Here is a 17,119-nt window from a genome sequence, read left to right as displayed (position 1 = left end):
ATTGTGTTAAGGCCGGGCGGATCGAAAGGAGGAAGAGGCAGCAGGTCGGCAGCCTCTGGTTGGGCGCCTCAGATGATGTTTCCCCGACCCAGGCTGTCCAGCCCGCTCACGGCGCGGTCTTTTTTAGGCGACTGCTCGCCATTGACGTCAATGGCCGCTCCCTGAGGAGGCGTTTTTGAGGGGGAGTGGTGGTCTACCTGTGTGTTCAAGTAGGTCGGCAGAAACGAATTTTCGAAGTTCAGATGGCTGTAGAAAATATTCATCACGGTTTCCTCTGTAAGTTCGGTTTGCGGCGAACACTGTCGACGCGAACCGAACTTACAGCGGGTAAGAAGGCAGTCGCTATAAACCTATTGAGTCAAAACGAGACTACTCAGGAGTGGGAATCTTCATTCACCGTGGGCACCGTAAATCGGAGCCCACTGCCAGCCCGTCGTGACGTTGAGCAAAGCGATATCGCGAAGCTATCAATGCATCGACGCGCCCTGCCGGGTCAGTGCGGTTTGTACGCATTCGAGCAGATGTTCGGTGCTCCACGGCTTGGGCAGGAAGCGTACCGATCCCCCCAGCTGCGCCGCCAGCCCGGTGTTGCCGGACGTCAGCAGCACCGGCACCGACGGCCAGCGATGGGCCACCACTCGACTCAGGTCATAGCCGTTGAGTAAACCAGGCATCTGGATATCACTCACAATCAGGTCCACCGGGTCATCGGCCCGCTCCAGGTAGATCATGCCTTCATCCGCCGAAGGAAACGAGGTGACATGTGCGCCGAAATCCTCCAACACGTCCACCATTAACGCGCGAATGATTTCGTCGTCTTCCAGCACTAAAATCGATGGCTGAGCCATGATCCTTACTCCACCATCAGGGTTCAGTAGGGTGGAGTGGGGCGGAGCGGATTAGGTTCGATCCGATATGCGCTGAGCGATGGATGGTCGTTTTGCGCGTCTAGGTTGCGCATTTGCCGGGTGCTGCTGCACGATACGGGCGCTTTTCCACCCACTCCCGGTCCGCTTGCTTGAGGCCGAATTGCGACGACGGGGTTACCGCCGCTGCCGCAGTTACTGGCTATGCGGTCTCGGCGGCCTGGTACTGGGGCTGATCACCGGCCTGTGCGGCCGCAAAGCGATTGTTGCCACCACGGTTGCGGTCGAGAGTGTGGTCCTCAGGCACCTGGCCCATCAACTCCACACATTGCGTGACATCGACCCGCTGGCCGTGGCCGCGATTGCCACGATCGTCGAGGAGGAACAGCACCACCATGATCACTCTGCCGCGCAGATCGAGCGGGACGACCCGTGGTTCAGGGCGCTGGCGCCGGTGGTAACAGCGTGGACCGAAGCGGTGATCTGGATGGGCATGCGTTCCTGACAAACCGGCATAATTACCCGTATCACCCGATGTGGAGCCCTTATGAAATACCGCGCGTTACTGACCTTCGTCCTGATCCTCAACACCGGCGCAGCCTTCGCCGCCGGCGATGCCGAAGCGGGTGGCAAGCTCTTCGCCAAAACCTGCGGCGGCTGCCATAGCATCGGCGAGGGCGCGCGCGGCGGCTTTGGCCCCGAACTCAACGGCATCATCGGCAGGTCAGCCGGCACCACTCCCGACTATCAGTATTCAGATGCGATGAAAAACTCCGGGGTGGTCTGGACCCGGGAAAAACTCGCGGCCTATATCGAGGCGCCGAAGAAGGTGGTGAGCGGCACGCGCATGATCTTCTGGGGTATCAGCGATCAGGAAAAGATCGACAACATCCTGGCCTACCTGGCGACGTTTCAACCTGAGTGATCGCCTGACCCCATGTGGGAGTTGTCGAGCCCCGGCGAGGCTGCGATGGGATCACCGCGTGACACCTGCCAGACCGCAGCGCCTGCATCGCAGCCTCGCTGGGGCTCGACAACTCCCACATAAAACCTGCGTCGTTCTGAAGCCCTTACACCGATAAGGACATCCCCTCAAATGTGGGCGCGGTGCATCAGCCTCGCCCCAAATACCTGCAATACCAAACCACCCCACCCACAACCGCCCCCACAACAGTGACCCCGTTCCCCACCAACCAAATCCCAAAGTTCCGAGTCTGCTCCGCATCCCCCTCATAAAACGGCCCAAAGTACGCCGCCACCGCCATCACCACACCGTTAAACACCCCAACAGCGACGGCAACCACCAAAAACACGAACACGACCGCCTTACATACCTTCATATAACCCTCCAAAACCATATTTCCCTGGAGTCGTGATAATCCGAGAACGTCCCTTCGATCGAGAACCCCAACTGAATTCGCGGGTAGCTCAGCCAATCCGTCAATCGCCGTCCATTCCATAAATCAATGTGGTCACCACTGCGATTGCCAAACGTCTCATTCCTCCTGCGCCAAGGTCTTTTTTTGCCCGCTGATCACGCCAGCAGGTGCTTGGAAATGATCCGCGAGATTTCAACAATCGAAGTCTTCCCCGTGAACTCGAATTTCACTTTCCCCAGCGACGAAAAGTAAATCTCCAACTCCGAATCCAGATCGAACGTCCCGGAGGTTTCCACCGAATACGCCACGATGTTTTTGTACGGCAGCGAGGTGAAGTCCTTCTTGCTGCCGGTAATCCCCTGCACGTTCACCGCGATGATGCGCTTGGTGGTGAAGACCACGCCGTCGCGCATGGCTTTGTAGGCATCGATCACTTCTTCGCCGTCCAGCAGCAGGGCGGCGACGCGTTCGGCGTATTCGTTGTTTTGCTTGAGTTTGAAGAAGCCTTTGTTGTTGAAGTCGATCATGTGCCTGTCCTGGGTGAGTGAGCCGGTAATCGCCAGCCGGTGTATGACGTTTTGCTCGTGGATCTGTATCTAACGCCCTGCTTTTCAACGCCCTACCATGGCGCCTGACACTGCAACGTCGGCGAAGGATTTCACGCCGGCAGAATAAAAATCCAGGAGCTAAACAATGCCCGATATGTCCAGCTTGCTTGCCTACGCGCTGATCTCACTCGGCATGGTGCTGACGCCCGGGCCGAACATGATTTACCTCATTTCCCGCTCGATTTGCCAGGGACGCATGGCCGGGATGATCTCCCTGGGCGGGGTGGCGTTGGGGTTTATCGTTTACATGCTGTGCGCGGCATTGGGTATCACCGCATTGGTGATGGCGGTTCCCTTGGCGTATGACGCGCTGCGGCTCGGCGGTGCGTTGTACCTGGTCTACCTGGCCTGGCAGGCGGTCAAGCCGGGTGGTCGTTCGCCTTTTCAGGTGCGGGACCTGCCCCTGGATAGCCCGCGCAAGCTGTTCATGATGGGCTTTGTGACCAACCTGCTGAATCCTAAAGTCGCGGTGATGTACCTGTCGTTGCTGCCTCAGTTCATCGACCCGAACGGCCACGGCAGTGTGCTGACGCAATCCCTGGTGCTGGGCTTTACGCAGATTTTCATCAGCGTGAGCGTCAACGCAATGATTGCCATGATGGCGGGTTCCATCGCGGTGTTTTTCGTCACCCGGCCCGGTTGGCAGGTGGTGCAGCGCTGGCTGATGGGCTCGGTGCTGATGGGCTTGGCCGTGCGGATGGCGGTTGAAGGGCGGCGCTAACCGGGCATGCGCTTTTGGCCGCAGCCGGCACGCTGATCAGCGATTCACAGGATGTCTTTCAAATAGTCCTTGAGGGTGGTTAGCGGCGTGGGCAGTGCGTCGAGTTGATGGACGTTTTGCACGTCAGTCGCCAACCGCCGCAACTCCCGCCCCAGCACCGTGTGGGCGCCGCCCAATGCCTCCAGCGCCTGCACCACGCATTCCTCGATCTTGCGTTGAATCGCAGCCAAATCCCGCTGCCGTACCAGTAACCCAAACACTTCCCGCTCGTACCCGTCCATCACCAGATCGTCACGCAAGACCGGGCTGCCGCCGTCGGTCTCGTACACCAGTTTCAGTGCGAAGAGCGCAACCGCTTCCAGCGTCAATTCCATGGTCTCGCTTCCTCGGGTTTTGGTGGGGAGGGCGATGATCACTGTTCTGCGCCGGAAAAAAAAGACCCACGCGTCAGCGCTCCAGGATCAGCTCCACGCGGCGGGCGCGTGCAAAACCTAGATCAAGCGATAGGTGGGATACCGACCCGAAGTGGCCGCCCGAGAGGGGCTGCTTTCGATTGTGCAGAACGGACACATTTCTATGGTTCCCCAAACCGGGAGAAATCGGCTAAAAGCAGTCCGTCAGATTCGACCAGTAAATCAGGGGCGATTCAGACCACAGTTAGAACGATTATGCTTCGGGCGCTTAAATATGGATTTCCAATCCTGTGCCGGCCGGCAAGCCTCCAGTGATTTATGTCCGCGTGGCTCATGACACTAACTGCATGGTCATTGCGCTATATACCTTCAGCCCCTGCAGATCGCTGGCCCTTGCCTGAGTGCAACCCAGTTTGGCCAGCCAACGGTGTGCAGGGTTCTTGTCCAACGCAACCGCGTGCAGCGCTACAGGTGTAAGGCCTAATCCAATCAGTACTTGAGGGCCTTGTTCACTGACCAACAGGAATTCGTCCGCGCCCACGCCAACTGCCCGGTCCAGCCCGGCATAGAGGTTGCGCTTCCAATCAGTGATGTGCGACTGCCAACGGGCAAAATTGCCTCCCCCTTTTTGGCGGTACTCGTCGCTCTGCAACACGGCAAGCGTGTCGACTGAATGCAGGGCCAGGTAGGCCGGGCAATCGCCGCTCAAGGCTTTGAAACGCTGCGAGGAGCTGAATCCGCTCACCGAGATCAGCGCTGGCAGTTTTTCCAGGCTGTAAAACGCATTCCACTCAGCTTCGCTGGCGGGGTCAGCGTAGTTGCATTCGACTGTATAAATCATCATGTCACTTCGTTGGTTGATGTTTAATCATGCTAGTGACACGGTAATGATCCATAAAACGACTTTTCGGCACTCTTCAGTGATTAAACATCAAGGTGGAGGCCTTGACTTGAACCAGGAATGCCCATGCGTCGAAAGCTCCCGAGTAACGCTGCCCTGATGGCCTTTGAAGCCGCAGCCCGGCATGGCAGTTTCGCCCGTGCCGCAGACGAGTTGGCCCTGACTGAAGGCGCCATCAGCCGGCAGATAGGCCGTCTGGAGGCGTTTCTGGGGGTCACGTTATTCGAGCGTGTTGGCAACCGCGTGCGGCTCTTGCCCAACGGTGAGCGCTACGCGGCCCAAGTGCGCGAACTACTCGACCGGCTCGACAGGGACAGCCAGTATTTGATGGGCCAGCCCAGCGACGGCGCCAGCCTGGATATCGCCGTCAGCCCAACCTTTGCCCTGCGCTGGCTAATTCCGCGGTTGGCCGGCTTTGGCCAGCAACACCCGAATATCTGCGTGCACCTCTCGGAACGTATGGAACCGTTCGTGCTCGCCGGCAGCGGTTTTGATGCCGCCATCCATTTTGAGCACCCGGCGTGGACGGGCATGCAGACGCACCGCCTGTTGAACGAAGTGTTAATTCCGGTTTGTCACCCTGGCCTGCTGAAGCCGGGCAAGCAGGCAACGGCTCTGGATTCATTGCCGCGATTACACCGACGACAGAACCCGGATGCCTGGCAGCGTTACGCCCAGCAAACCGGGATTGTCCTGAGCAACGCCGCGATGGGCGCGCGCTACGATTTGCATGCGATGCTGATCGAAGCCGCGCTGGCGGGGCTCGGCGTGGCACTCGTACCGCGCCTGTACGTGGAAGCCGAACTGGCGCAAGGCCGGCTGGTCGCGCCATGGCCACAAGAGAAGAATGTCGCCAAGGCCTTTTGCCTCGTGCTACCCGAACCGCTTGAACTGAGCCGCGCGCCCATCCAGGTATTTGCGCGTTGGCTGTTGGAGGAAGCGCAGGTGACGTAGGGGACGCGGTGGGGCCTGTACCGGATTGGTTCAGACGCTGAGCGACTCAGAACTTCACATTGAAACCGGCATGCATCAGCGTGGTCGATGGCCACGCTGGGCATCAGGTCGAAATTCACGGTATCGCGGAACGCTTCATTGATCCGCGCGCCATTGAGATAAACCGCCAGCCCCTTTGGAGTTCCTTATTCCTGGCGGGATAAATGCGTCAACGTCTGTTTGCAAAACCACGACCTATTAGTAGGGAGTTAAGACTTTTGGATGAGTTGAAGGGGCGTGCAATGTGTTTTTTTGATTTTGTGTAATAAGGAAGAGGGGGTTAGTTGGTTTAATACAGTAGTCGAGGTTTTATTTTTATGGAGGTGTAAATGCCGTTGCGGTCTACATTGATAGACGCCCGTCATCAGGCACAGAGTTTTGGACAGATTTGTGGGGCTCCCGTCGGACCTTAACGTGCCATGACGTTGACGATTACATGCAGGATGAAGGCGGGTCCATAACAAGGCTGGCCCTGTTCATCTTCGATACGCCAGATCGACGTGAGTGTGCAGGTCTCCCTTGGGGCGCCGAACTCCACGCTGATACGTACCGGCTGGCCGGGCAGGGTGTCGGCGATGGGGATTTCGTTGTTCAGGCTGCGCAGGTGGGTGTCCATCACCACTTCCAAGGGAACGCCGGACGCGCTGCGGCGAGCGATTACGTATTCGCCGTCGACCCGTACCAATTTCCGACCGCGCCACGGGCGGGCGCCAAGGTTCTGGATCTCCCAGGTTTTCTGAAACGTCTCACCGGGCAGCACCACGGTCTGGTCTGGGGTGGTGACATCCGCGTTGAAGACAGCTATGTCGCTGGGGTCACGCAGGCCGGTGGCGCGATTAGTGGTTGCCATTGAACAGGCATCGCCCGGTGCGCCAGCCAGGTCGGCGAAGTAGCGGAATAACAGCAGCGGCGAAACCTGCAACGCCTTGGCCAGTTTGATCAGGGTGCGTACTGAGGGATCTTGTGAGGCTCCGCCGGTCAATCCGTAGAGGTAGGTTCGGGAAATGCCGGCTTCTTTGGCCAGGGCTGTCAGGGGCTTTCCCAGTTCTCGGCTGCGTCGCATAACCAAGGCTCGAAGCGTATCGCGTGTTCTGATGTTCATATTCGAGTGTTGATCTCCGGTCCTTGGTGATAGTCGTCACGTTGTTCGCCAAAAAGGACAACCTGCTCGCCGCTACGTATATCGAGCGATGCACACTTGCGACCTGCTAGCGACGTGGTGAAGGACATGGATAGGTCCCTTTTGGGTTGGCTACATCCAGTGTCGTGGTTTCTCGCATGCTTGCGAACCTTGTGTGTGTTGCATTCCTTTACAATCATCTTTGGATATAGCGATGACTCAAATAAAAACGTGCTGTGAATCCATTGTTCGATCAGGCTTCGGCATCCTGCAAATGTCTGATGCCATGCTGCAGGACTACAAAAAAATTGTTGATGGATATTCAGCAATCTCTCAGGCCACTAAAGATTCATTTTCCTTTGTTCAAACGCTGCTAAATTTTTCCCGCTCGCAACCATCAATTTAAATAGTGCCATAAACGTCCGCACACCAAGTTCGGTAATCAACCGATTCAACTTCTCTAATATTCTAGCGGGTTCGAACATCCCATGCTTCTAAACTTCAACGCTCTTTACCTCGAAGGCTTGCTTTTGGGCATGGGGCTGTTCGCCGCGCCTGGTCCGAAAGACACCTTGGTCATCCGCCAAGGTGTGGGCCGGGGTCCGATCTGGGCCGTGGTTGCTATCTGCGTACTCGCCGATGTCCTACTGATCGCTGTTGGCGTCGCAGGGTTGGGTTCATTGCTGGGAAGTCGGCCGGGTGTGGTGGCGCTGTTGCTGCTGTCCGGTGCGGCGTATTTGCTTTGGTTTGGCGGTCAACGCTTGCTGGCCTGCCTACGTAACCAGTCCATGCCCAACACGCAAGGCGGTCACTCGCAACGAGGCTTGCTGCGCACCGCACTGGTGCTCGGGTTTGCCAATCCTTACGCCTGGCTTGATACCGTCGTGCTGATCGGCTCGATCGGCGCAGCCAAACCCACCGGCCAACAAGCACTGTTCGCGAGTGGCGCGATGACGGCATCGTTGGTGTGGTTTGTGATACTGGCGCTGGGATGTCAGCGTTTGACGCGGCTGTTCCAGGCGCCAGTGGTGTGGCGCTGGTTGGATGCGGGTGTGGCGGTGTTGATGGTGTACCTGGCCGGGATGTTGATCACTGATTCAGTGGGTGTCTTTCAGCAGGTAATCGGGGTCAGACTCTGAAGAGTCCAAAGGGCTGCGAACGCCTCAATGTCGTCTTTCACCAGGTCGGCTTGGGCGTATCGCGCTGGAGAAAGAGTAATCTGCCGGTTGCGATAGGCAGAAGTCGGCCAGAAGCGGACGCTTAGTGCAGAAAATAAATCTGTCCCCCCCTTTTATTGCAAGCAGACACTGGAACAGTCCATGACAGCAGGGCGGCTCATTAGGCTGCACGCGCCCGTAGCGAATGGTCAGGTGCTTTCTGCTTCTGACAGGGCCTTGGCCACTACGGCAGGTAAGCTTCCGGGCGCCCTTATACGCATTTGCTTGTTCAAATTAAAACGACCGAACACAACCGTGATGTCAGAAACCGAGACGTCAAACTCTCGGGCGAGAAACTTAACCATATGGTCAGTCGCCCTGCCTGCTACGGGTGCGGCGGTGACGCTGATCTTGAGTTGACTTCCTTTCGCCTTGCCGATGGCATCCTTTTTGGCGCTCGGAGTTCCAAGTATGTTCAGAACTAAAGTCTCTCCATCCCACCCACAAAACGAGGACATCTCAAAGCCACGGCCGGATGATTTCTTTTTGGTAATCGCTTTTGCTTTCTTCACATGGATCCTACGTAGGTCGGATAAAAATGCCTAACTATAAATAGACATCAATGGGTGCATAACATTTTTGGGCGGACGTGCGCTGCCGCTCTGGAGTGCAGTATTTACGAGGAGGGCGGAAGTAAAAACGGTTAGACACCATTGCAGCAATTCCTTTTGCGAACGGTGTTTAACAGTGTCGAGGGTAGCGCGGGGCTTGGAGGAAAGACAAGAGGGCAGCAGCCGTAGCACCGGCGCTTGGGGAAAAGACGAACGACTGCTTCTTGCCCGTCCCGGCCTATTGCGACCGGCAGAAGTCGACCCAAGCGGGCTTCTACACTCTCTGATTGAATAAGCTATCGTCCACCGCACGATACTGATCAACACTCGGACTTGAACGAATGACAGACAATCCTTTTCGTATTCCAACAGATGCTGAAATTGCTGACGCAGAGAGCAGGCTCAATTTTCGCTTTCCCGATGAATATATCCGCTTCCTGAAAGGTGGCAGCGATGTCGCAAACGCCGCATTTGAACCCGCGGTGATTTTGGGAGGATGCAGCCATCTGGATATCTTTGAAATTACCGAAGCCGCCTGGGCCCAGGGCCTGCCTCGGGATTGGTTGCCTTTCATTGAGGACAACAGCGACTACTTCTGCATATCGCAGGCTGGTGTTGTTCGATACTGGTCCCACAACGGAAGTACAGACGAAAGTTGGCCAACCTTTGCCGCCTGGTTCGAACAGGTCTGTATAGCCCTTGAGTAGTGTATGTACGATATCTGCGATCCATACCAGGTGTCCGCTGCTGGCCCAGAGTAAGTAAAAACGCTTCGCCAAAATTGAAGTGGGCGCATCTACGTTAAATCTGAAATTTTGAACGGCAGTCAGCGAAGGCGAATCTTTTATTCTGCTTATGATCAAGGATGAATAAACGTCGTTTCAATTAGGAGGTCCTGATGGCCACTGCACATGTTTTCATCGCCGTCAGCCTGGACGGCTTCATCGCCCGGCCAGATGGCGACATTGATTGGCTTTTGCAGCGTGATGATCCGACTGAAGATCATGGCTACTGCGCCTTCGTTGCCGACAAGGATGTAATCGTGATGGGGCGAGGCAGCTATGAGAAGGTGCTGACCTTCGACACATGGTTCTACGACCGGCCCGTCGTGGTGCTGTCTGAACAACTGGCCGGTACGCCGGTGCCCAAGGCGTTGAAGGGCAAGCTGCGCTTCTCAAACCTCGCACCAGGGGAGCTGATGGCCGAACTGGCGAGGCAAGGCATGCATCGTGTCTATGTCGATGGCGGGCAGTTGGTGCAATCCTTCCTGCGCGATGGGTTAGTCGCCGATATGGTGATTACCACTGTTCCCGTACTGATCGGATCGGGAAGGCGATTGTTTGGGGCCCTTCAGCAGGACATTGACTTGAAACTGGTATCCAGCTGCAGCTTTCCTTCGGGGTTGGTGCAGTCTACCTATCGGTTGACGGTATGACCGGTTCGCGAGGGTGTTCGATCTAGAGCAATGAGGGGAAAGGGGCGGGCGGATTTATTTGCCGAGGCCGATTCTCGAACGTTGGCTTTTCTTCTGGCTGGCAGTCAGTTAATGGTCGACTTCTACCGGATATGACAGGCAGAAATCGGCCAGTAGCGGACATTATTCGCTCTATGGATAATCCGACGAGCTACTTATGACTTTGAGCGGAGAAACCCATGGAGCTTCATGAGCAATTGGATCAGGTCAAGGACGCCAATACCTTTCTGGCTTTTGCCCACGCCCTGGCGGAAGACAAATCGAATGGTGACTGGGAAAACGGGACGATAGAAGCCTTCCTAGACGGAGCTATTGCATGGGCCGAGGACAGTAATTTTGGCGTCGATCAGGGGCTTCAAGGCTCCAATCCTTGGCGGCAATTCGCTAATTTTTTGTACTGCGGAAAAATATACGAGTAAACAGGTGAAGTGTTTATTCGCTTTAAGCGTTGCGTCTAGGGGGTAGCCGAACGGGCTCGGCTCCACCTCACGATCGACCGATTCTGGTCGGTCACCGCCAATTTTAACTGGCTGTATTGGGTCGAAAGCGGCCCATTCTGACGGCGAATATCTGTCTGAACGTTTCGGCTACTATAACTTCTAGCCGCTGGGCGCCATTCAAGCTTCGGGATATTGTATGAAAACTGTCGACGCAAACCGCCTGAAGATCTGGCAGGCACTTTCAGAGTTTTTTCTCGATACCGAGATCACCGACGCGACTTTTGACTATGTTGCTCGCGTAGTCCTGGAGACAGGCTATTCGCCCCAAGAAATTCACAGCATCCTTTGGAATGAAGTTTTCCCTGTGCTTGAAGGAAACCTCAAATCCATTGCAGGTGAATGGGCGGGATGGACAGATGAATGGCTGTTAGAGCATTTGTCGGTATGTGAGGTCTCTACGAACAAGCTGGTTGACAGCGGCATTATTAAAGAAATCAGAAGATGCTGGGGGCAAGTGGCAGCCCGGCTTCCGCTCGCATATGCCTGACTCGACTTCATTAATGCTCCTAGTGGCTACGGGCTCCTAGCGACCGTTGCTCTGGTTTGCCATCCTTGTCCTTCCACACGTGGAGGACATGTCATGAGCATCATCGCTACCCGCAGCCGTCAGCCCTGGAACAAAGGAAAATTGGTGGGCCAGCCCCCCCCGCTACAACTGAGAGATATCTGGGCCATCCGAGTAAGGCTTCAAATTGCGGAAAGAACCAGGGAGCTGGCTCTCTTCGATCTGGCCATCGACAGCAAACTTCGAGCTTGCGACTTAACCATGCTCCGCGTGCGCGACGTCGTCCATGGCGAGCACGTATCATCACGAGCCATGTGATGCAGCAGAAAACGCAGCGGCCAGTGCAGTTCAAGATTACTGAACAAACACAGTCCATCTATCCACTCGCCAATACGCTCGTATCGTCAAAGGCTGGGTGAAGGCCGTTGGCCTTGATCCAGCCATGTATGGCACTCATGAGATGATACGTAAGAAGGCATCACTGATCTATCGCAGGACGAATAACCTGCAGGCGGTTCAACTGCTGCTCGACCTGTACGAAGACCTGAACGGCAAACACCGCGACATCGCCCTGGCGATCCATCAACTGAGCGAACTGGGCGTACTCCTCACCGCCAAATTGCTCGATCGTGAAACGCCTTGCCCTGGCCAACCCGCCCAACAAGCCGTCTCAGGCCACCTGCAACGGCTTGCCGCGATCAATTGACCCCAGGCCAGCTCTCCACATATTCAATAGTGAAGTCCGGATAGGAATCGACGATCTGGATCTTGTAGTCGGGGTAGCTGTCGACGATTTGCCATTTGCCAACAGAGTCCGGCCAGGAAACCACCTTCTTTACCTTAAGGTCGGGGTACTGATTCACCACTTTCACCTTGTAGTCGGGATAGCTGTTCACGAACTGGATCTTGCCGTAAATCTTCGACACATCGACCGTCGTACCGGCGTGAGCGCAAAAAGTGCAGGTCAACAGCAAGGAAGCGAGGGCAGCTTTGAACATGAGCATTTCATCCTAAAAAATCGAAGCCTCCAGTCTATCGATATCCACGCGGGCCGTTTCAACTCACCTGCCCGATTGCTGGCGGCGTCATCATACGGCACATACAACGGCTCGGCGATCTGGCTTGTGATGGCTTTGGTCAACCCCCTCAGCCTTGCCGACTGCGCGATTGAGCTCAAGCGCCATCGATGGCGTCGAGCTGCTTGGCAGCGTGAAGGCCCACGCCTTATCGCTCTAAAGCGATCACTGTAGTCCGCTATCCAAATCTAGCGGTTCGGAATTCTATTTCGCGGGAAGAAAGTGACCAGCTACTCGTTTTATACTTGGCCGGTTCAGGCTTGCTCATGCAGTCATTTCACCAGCCAGCCCATAAAGTGAGAGAAGCTGAATTCAACTCAAATCTGTCACCTTGATTGAGCGCCCATAGCTTTCCAACAAGGCTGTCATCAAGTACCACCTCTTCAGCTGTCTCGATCAGATGCCGTGTATGCAGTTTTTTTTGAAGCCTAACGCTTCTGACCATGGATCAACCTACCAATAAATAGTCCGAAGATCGGCATGATAATACTGGAACGCGGAGATGACCGCTCTGGGGCTATTTCAGCCGGTTCCGACAGGCAACTATTGGCCGAATGCGGCCTATTCCGAATCCCCGCTCTCGCCCCATAGCTGCTGGTGGTGATCGCCCGCTTTTGGCCGTAAACCATTTCGAGTGAAGAGAATTAACTCGTCTGATTTTCACCTGTGCAGCTAGATCAAGGAGGGATTTTAACGAATGCGTCGTTAGGGATATGGGCTCTTATCGCTTGCTCGATTTTGCGTTATGCCATGCAGCTGCATGGCATAACGATAGTGGCTGGTGAATGCGATGCGCTCACGCCCCTAAACAATGCGGCACGCGGGAGTTGCGTTACAGCGCTCGCACTGGAATGCAGATGTCGCAACTAAACTCACCGGTGTGGGGGTCAAGTGCCGTGGTCGCAGAAAACATCTCGAAGCAAGGCCTATCGTCGCATTGTAGTCCGCTGGACGGCATCCATTCACGCGTCAGCCACATCCAGGCGTTACCTAAAACCTCAGCTTTCCCTTTGAAACTCGCTACGGCATAACGGCCGCCCGGCAGAGTTAGAATATCTACCTGGCCGCTAGCAACAAAATGAGCGGGTACTTCGACGCACGCGTCATAGCGGCACTTGTTGGCTGGAGTGAGAGACGGGTCGTCATGACCTATGCCATAACACGTTTCATCACTGAGGCCATTTGAGTGCATCCACGGCGCAATGGTGCCGCGCCAAAATTCGCCGATGGCGGGCCCATATGGTCCGATCAAACGTTGATACGCGACGCGTGCTTTTGGTAAATCAACGATACGTACATCCATGGCACAAGTTTCCGTTAGCCGATAAGAGACGTCAGATTCACCGAGCGCGGGCTCGCCTTCCTGATGGATATTGCTGAAGACCTGATCAGGATTGCTCTCTTGGTTGCCTGGTTGCTGTCCGATCGCGGACGCCTGCATTTTCAGCCGCTGAAGAGTCGTGGAGCGCCAGGTCGATGGCGTGCAGCCGAACTTGAGTTTGAAGGCTCGCGCAAACGCTTCACCCGAATGGAAGCCGGTGGCCAACGCTGTTTCAAGTACTGTTTCATGGCTACCACAGGACAGCCGGAAGGCCGCCTTCTCGAGCCGTCGACGCTGTGCATAGCTGCCAAGCGTTTCGCCCATCCATGCGGCGAAAATTCGATGAAAATGGAAGCGCGAGAAATTGGCGATGTCGGCTAACTGCGCGCCATCTAACGGCTGATCGAGGTGAGCATCGATGTAGTTGAGTACACGATTTATCCGTCGCGCGTACTCAGCGCGGGATACTTGCGCAGAAGGCTTGGTCGTCATGTTAGCTATTCTAAAAATCACCGTTCATGTGGCTGTTGAGCCGTTGAGTTCCTGCGATAACCGCAGCGCGTTCTTCGTTTCTTTCTCGGCAGCGTGCAGCTCCAGCGTAGGCCAATCTGTAGCAAAGGTATCGAGTTTGAACTGTTGGCAGAGCGCTTAAAGCGTCATGTCAATCCACGGAGACAGCACAGGACCAGGCACTTCGACGGTCATCGGGTTTGTGAAATAACGCCACCCATGTATTGATTTAAATCGCGAAAATCCTTAACGCTCCATGAGTGCGGCGATAGCTTTACTCCATTCTCTCGCAAGGTTTTTGGAATTAAGTCGCCATTTGGGCGAAGTATTATCGAAGACACAATCACGCCCGGATAATCATTTAATCGTTTTTTGAAAGCGAGCGTTGTTAGATCAGGCGTCGGCGGATTACTTTTTTTAGCCAGCGGTCCTGTTGCTTTGAGATCCATTCCATGGCACATGCTGCATCGCTGTAGATAGAGATTTTTTCCATTAGCATTATCCGCGAAGGATAGTGATGTTTGAGTCAGCGACAACATTCCTAGCGAAGCGATGAGCAATACTTTCATTGTTTTTATCTTCCTTGATGGGACCGGCGTTGATTGGACGCGATTGGGCGCGCGGGAAAGATATCAGCCATCGCGTCGGCGCACACGGTCATTTCTGATGCCCATTAAACCAACACGTTTTCCCGGAGGTAATCGGGGGTAGACCCCGGTTGTTTCCTGCATCTGGGGGAATCGGCGTCCCCGACCGACCTAACGGAAATTTTTCGCCACAGATACTGACTTTCAACCCCAATCGCTCCTGCGCTAACTTTCTCCCCGTCGCTTCCAACCCAGCGACCGGACTTGAGAATCCGAGAAACAATAGGCTCACTATATTAGGAGCTTAAGCAATGAGCGTTTCTGACAGGCCATACCCTCACAACCCCACCACCCACACCTCCGCCCATCCAGGAGGTGCCCAATGATCAACCCACCCCTCAACAAAACCCTCGGTGTCATCACCTTTTCCACCTGTGGCAAGCAGCCCAACCTTCACCGACTATTCCGCGTGAACGCCGGCGTGCCCATCCGCGATGCGTTGGAGCACGCCTCCGAACTTCTCCACTGTTCAAAGCTGCTGGCGTTGGATGCGGCCATGGACACGGGCGCGGATCGTTATGCCTGGGCGGCGCATTATTTGGGGGAGATGGCGAAGGCGGTGGTGGATGATTTGGCGAATGGGATGTTGGCCAATGGGGTGACGGAGGAGGGTGAAGTGGCAGGTAGTTAGTCTGGTGGTTTGAGGGTGTTGCGGCTGACGCTATCGCAGGCAAGCCAGCTCCCACAAGGGGCTGTGTTTCAAGTTGATGTTGCGCTGGTCGGGGATTTTGCTGGTTGCCCACTTTTCGACAGGCGAAAAAAAAGACCTTGAATTTCAAGGTCTTTTTTTAAGATGGTGCCCCGAGGGAGACTCGAAGAGTAGGTTAAGTATTTGATTAATATTTATAAAAGGGCATGTACACTTTTTAATATGCGGGGAAGTGTACGTGCGAGTGATTTGCATTAGTGGAGCTTGGTGGATGGAAGATTGCCTATTTCGCCTTTCTGATTTCCGACGAGATGCGTGTTGTGTGAGTTGTTGTTAACAAAGCAATCGGATTTGGCGGAGTCTGGTCTGCCGCTATAGGAAACTTTCGACCCAAGCCGGTCAGTCGTGTCAGGCAGAAAACGGCTAGGAGCAGAAGTTCGAGGATGTTCCCTAAATGGCTCAGGTTCGGAGCTGGGGGGCACGCCTTTTTGCGCAGCCTTGCGCATGCGATCCATCCGCGGCTTCATGTAGAAGCACATGAAGAACGCGATGGCTAGGCCCGCCGGTAGCGAGCGGCTGAAAGCCAGCCACCAGGTGTCTGCGAACGAAGCGTCGAAGGGGTGGCCCACAGCAGTCACGGCAAAGGCAATGATGGTTTCGATGAAGCAGGCGGTGATGGCGGAGACGACCAGCTTGCGCGCCACCCAGCTCATGCCGCCGATGACCTTATCCACCCCTTTTTCCAGCGCGCCAAGGCACACCAGCACGAAGGGGAGCACTACCAGGGTCGTAAGGAAGCCTCGGCCCCAACGCGCCAGGAACTCAGGAGTGAAACCGAGCGTCGCCCAGGTCATGATGAAGCTGAGTATTAGCGCGACCGAGGGCAGCAACACTAGGTCGGGAAGGATGGCGCGCAGGGACGGTCGGGTGGTGCGATTGGATTTCATAGAAATAGAGGGCATCGACTGGATATCGTTGATAATCTCAACAGTATAACAATAATGTTTAACTCATCAACGAGTAGACCCATGAAGAAACTGACGACATGCCACGCCCCAACTGACGACACTGCGCGCACGACCTTCGTCTCGCTGATGACGGTCTTCGGTACGGCCCAGCAGCTCCTCAGGGATCGCATGCGCGTTGAGCAGGTCGACGGACTCGGGCCGCTGCACATGAGAATCCTGTGCCTGTGCTTTGAGCAGCCTGGCGGCACGCAGCAGCAGCTTGCCAATCTCACAGGGCGCGACAAAGGCCAGGTGGCCCACCTCATCCATGCACTGGAGGCACGCGGCCTGATGGTACGAAGGGCAGACGCCGGGGACGGTCGCCTCCTGCGCATGAGCGTGACGGCCGCGGGTGCCACCGAGGTGCAACGTTTCATGGCCATCGAGACCGAACTCGCCCATCACCTCTTCGGCGAGCTGGCTGCGGACGAGGCCGAACAACTCCAAGCCTTGGCCCGCCAGCTACTCCTGCGCGCCAGGGCTAGCTCTGGCATCGCTTGAGGCCGCCGGGCGCGGAAGGGCCAGGTGTCGGGAATGTCTTGTGGGGAAGGACGCACGGCCTTATCACTAACGACTGCTGAGCTGAAGGGTTGAATCGCCCCCAATTTCGTAGACACATCGAGTGTCTACCTCTGGCCAATGCGGCGAGTTACCACTGGCC

At 55.6% G+C, this 17,119-nt stretch carries 22 protein-coding genes and 3 pseudogenes; 13 read left to right on the top strand and 12 right to left on the bottom strand.

Translation table 11 applies throughout. The features are described 5' to 3' along the window. Positions 1 to 68 precede the first annotated feature (68 nt). Both JN756_RS26775 and JN756_RS26770 read right to left on the bottom strand, forming a co-directional pair. Positions 69 to 263 carry a hypothetical protein gene (locus tag JN756_RS26775; protein ID WP_046382114.1) on the bottom strand — a complete coding sequence of 65 codons (195 nt, stop codon included), beginning with the start codon at positions 261 to 263 and terminating at the stop codon, positions 69 to 71. A 204-nt stretch (positions 264 to 467) separates the two neighbouring features. Beyond that, positions 468 to 848 (bottom strand): response regulator, encoded by a 381-nt coding sequence (locus tag JN756_RS26770; RefSeq protein ID WP_017846735.1) that lies wholly within the window; start codon positions 846 to 848, stop codon positions 468 to 470. A 181-nt stretch (positions 849 to 1,029) separates the two neighbouring features. On the opposite strand from JN756_RS26770, the gene JN756_RS26765 reads away from it, so the two are divergent. Together JN756_RS26765 and JN756_RS26760 are read left to right on the top strand one after the other, a co-directional pair. Then, positions 1,030 to 1,371: a demethoxyubiquinone hydroxylase family protein gene (locus tag JN756_RS26765; protein WP_236255062.1), complete on the top strand. Its 342-nt coding sequence runs from the start codon at positions 1,030 to 1,032 to the stop codon at positions 1,369 to 1,371. A gap of 42 nt (positions 1,372 to 1,413) precedes the next feature. After that, positions 1,414 to 1,791 carry a c-type cytochrome gene (locus tag JN756_RS26760; RefSeq protein WP_201021521.1) on the top strand — a complete coding sequence of 126 codons (378 nt, stop codon included), beginning with the start codon at positions 1,414 to 1,416 and terminating at the stop codon, positions 1,789 to 1,791. 411 nt (positions 1,792 to 2,202) lie between these two features. Here JN756_RS26760 and JN756_RS26750 read toward each other — a convergent pair. Both JN756_RS26750 and JN756_RS26745 read right to left on the bottom strand, forming a co-directional pair. Beyond that, positions 2,203 to 2,367, bottom strand: a pseudogene (locus JN756_RS26750) (T6SS effector amidase Tae4 family protein); the annotation flags it as partial. Positions 2,368 to 2,400: 33 nt separating this feature from the next. After that, entirely contained in the window at positions 2,401 to 2,772 is a 372-nt protein-coding gene (locus tag JN756_RS26745) for a PH domain-containing protein (protein WP_017846739.1), read from the bottom strand. 166 nt (positions 2,773 to 2,938) lie between these two features. Here JN756_RS26745 and JN756_RS26740 point away from each other — a divergent pair, with 166 nt between their 5' ends. Beyond that, complete coding sequence (locus JN756_RS26740) at positions 2,939 to 3,574, top strand: LysE family translocator (RefSeq protein WP_046382117.1); 636 nt, start codon at positions 2,939 to 2,941, stop codon at positions 3,572 to 3,574. A 44-nt stretch (positions 3,575 to 3,618) separates the two neighbouring features. On the opposite strand, the gene JN756_RS26735 is transcribed toward JN756_RS26740, so the two are convergent. Both JN756_RS26735 and JN756_RS26730 read right to left on the bottom strand, forming a co-directional pair. Continuing rightward, a complete protein-coding gene (locus tag JN756_RS26735) occupies positions 3,619 to 3,948 on the bottom strand; it encodes a hypothetical protein (RefSeq protein WP_017846741.1) in 330 nt (109 codons plus the stop codon). 370 nt (positions 3,949 to 4,318) lie between these two features. After that, positions 4,319 to 4,828, bottom strand: a complete 510-nt coding sequence (locus tag JN756_RS26730; protein WP_046385181.1) for a hypothetical protein — start codon at positions 4,826 to 4,828, stop codon at positions 4,319 to 4,321. Between the two features lie 126 nt (positions 4,829 to 4,954). Between JN756_RS26730 and JN756_RS26725 the strand changes: the two genes are divergently transcribed. Next, positions 4,955 to 5,842: a LysR substrate-binding domain-containing protein gene (locus JN756_RS26725; RefSeq protein ID WP_057005268.1), complete on the top strand. Its 888-nt coding sequence runs from the start codon at positions 4,955 to 4,957 to the stop codon at positions 5,840 to 5,842. A 448-nt stretch (positions 5,843 to 6,290) separates the two neighbouring features. On the opposite strand, the gene JN756_RS26720 is transcribed toward JN756_RS26725, so the two are convergent. Next, entirely contained in the window at positions 6,291 to 6,944 is a 654-nt protein-coding gene (locus tag JN756_RS26720; RefSeq protein ID WP_232565975.1) for an NBR1-Ig-like domain-containing protein, read from the bottom strand. Between the two features lie 545 nt (positions 6,945 to 7,489). On the opposite strand from JN756_RS26720, the gene JN756_RS26715 reads away from it, so the two are divergent. Next, positions 7,490 to 8,140, top strand: coding sequence for a LysE/ArgO family amino acid transporter (locus JN756_RS26715; protein ID WP_057005266.1), 651 nt, complete (start codon positions 7,490 to 7,492; stop codon positions 8,138 to 8,140). A gap of 227 nt (positions 8,141 to 8,367) precedes the next feature. On the opposite strand, the gene JN756_RS26710 is transcribed toward JN756_RS26715, so the two are convergent. Continuing rightward, the gene (locus tag JN756_RS26710) at positions 8,368 to 8,730 is read right to left on the bottom strand and encodes a DUF167 domain-containing protein (protein WP_017846747.1); all 363 of its coding nucleotides are present in this window, start codon (positions 8,728 to 8,730) and stop codon (positions 8,368 to 8,370) included. A 380-nt stretch (positions 8,731 to 9,110) separates the two neighbouring features. Between JN756_RS26710 and JN756_RS26705 the strand changes: the two genes are divergently transcribed. The 6 genes and pseudogenes from JN756_RS26705 to JN756_RS26680 all read left to right on the top strand — a co-directional run. Continuing rightward, entirely contained in the window at positions 9,111 to 9,476 is a 366-nt protein-coding gene (locus JN756_RS26705) for an SMI1/KNR4 family protein (RefSeq protein ID WP_201021520.1), read from the top strand. A 191-nt stretch (positions 9,477 to 9,667) separates the two neighbouring features. Further along, positions 9,668 to 10,204 (top strand): dihydrofolate reductase family protein, encoded by a 537-nt coding sequence (locus JN756_RS26700; RefSeq protein ID WP_169866139.1) that lies wholly within the window; start codon positions 9,668 to 9,670, stop codon positions 10,202 to 10,204. 218 nt (positions 10,205 to 10,422) lie between these two features. Beyond that, complete coding sequence (locus JN756_RS26695; RefSeq protein WP_169866149.1) at positions 10,423 to 10,662, top strand: DUF7660 family protein; 240 nt, start codon at positions 10,423 to 10,425, stop codon at positions 10,660 to 10,662. 217 nt (positions 10,663 to 10,879) lie between these two features. Then, positions 10,880 to 11,230, top strand: a complete 351-nt coding sequence (locus tag JN756_RS26690; protein WP_046484735.1) for a DUF7079 family protein — start codon at positions 10,880 to 10,882, stop codon at positions 11,228 to 11,230. Between the two features lie 93 nt (positions 11,231 to 11,323). Then, positions 11,324 to 11,777, top strand: a pseudogene (locus JN756_RS26685) (site-specific integrase); the annotation flags it as partial. After that, positions 11,769 to 11,954: pseudogene (locus JN756_RS26680) on the top strand (DUF6124 family protein); the annotation flags it as partial. The pseudogenes JN756_RS26685 and JN756_RS26680, both read left to right, overlap by 9 nt. On the opposite strand, the gene JN756_RS26675 reads toward JN756_RS26680, so the two are convergent. The 3 genes from JN756_RS26675 to JN756_RS26665 form a co-directional block, all read right to left on the bottom strand. Further along, positions 11,947 to 12,246: a 7(1) septoil knot domain-containing protein gene (locus JN756_RS26675; protein WP_057004590.1), complete on the bottom strand. Its 300-nt coding sequence runs from the start codon at positions 12,244 to 12,246 to the stop codon at positions 11,947 to 11,949. The pseudogene JN756_RS26680 and the gene JN756_RS26675 overlap by 8 nt on opposite strands. A 910-nt stretch (positions 12,247 to 13,156) precedes the next feature. After that, entirely contained in the window at positions 13,157 to 14,137 is a 981-nt protein-coding gene (locus JN756_RS26670; RefSeq protein ID WP_046382169.1) for an AraC family transcriptional regulator, read from the bottom strand. Positions 14,138 to 14,346: 209 nt separating this feature from the next. Next, on the bottom strand, positions 14,347 to 14,724 hold the full coding sequence (locus JN756_RS26665; protein ID WP_201021519.1) for a c-type cytochrome: 378 nt from the start codon (positions 14,722 to 14,724) through the stop codon (positions 14,347 to 14,349). A gap of 400 nt (positions 14,725 to 15,124) precedes the next feature. Between JN756_RS26665 and JN756_RS26660 the strand changes: the two genes are divergently transcribed. Further along, positions 15,125 to 15,433, top strand: coding sequence for a DUF3077 domain-containing protein (locus JN756_RS26660; RefSeq protein WP_017846211.1), 309 nt, complete (start codon positions 15,125 to 15,127; stop codon positions 15,431 to 15,433). A gap of 272 nt (positions 15,434 to 15,705) precedes the next feature. Here JN756_RS26660 and JN756_RS26655 read toward each other — a convergent pair whose 3' ends face one another. Next, positions 15,706 to 16,413: a DUF2798 domain-containing protein gene (locus JN756_RS26655; RefSeq protein ID WP_201021518.1), complete on the bottom strand. Its 708-nt coding sequence runs from the start codon at positions 16,411 to 16,413 to the stop codon at positions 15,706 to 15,708. A gap of 66 nt (positions 16,414 to 16,479) precedes the next feature. On the opposite strand from JN756_RS26655, the gene JN756_RS26650 reads away from it, so the two are divergent. After that, positions 16,480 to 16,959, top strand: a complete 480-nt coding sequence (locus JN756_RS26650; RefSeq protein ID WP_201021517.1) for a MarR family winged helix-turn-helix transcriptional regulator — start codon at positions 16,480 to 16,482, stop codon at positions 16,957 to 16,959. Positions 16,960 to 17,119: the final 160 nt, after the last annotated feature.

The sequence above is a fragment of the Pseudomonas sp. Y39-6 genome (genome assembly GCF_023651955.1).
In the GTDB taxonomy this organism is placed as follows: domain Bacteria; phylum Pseudomonadota; class Gammaproteobacteria; order Pseudomonadales; family Pseudomonadaceae; genus Aquipseudomonas; species Aquipseudomonas veronii.
This window is presented reverse-complemented; position numbering and strand designations above follow the sequence as displayed.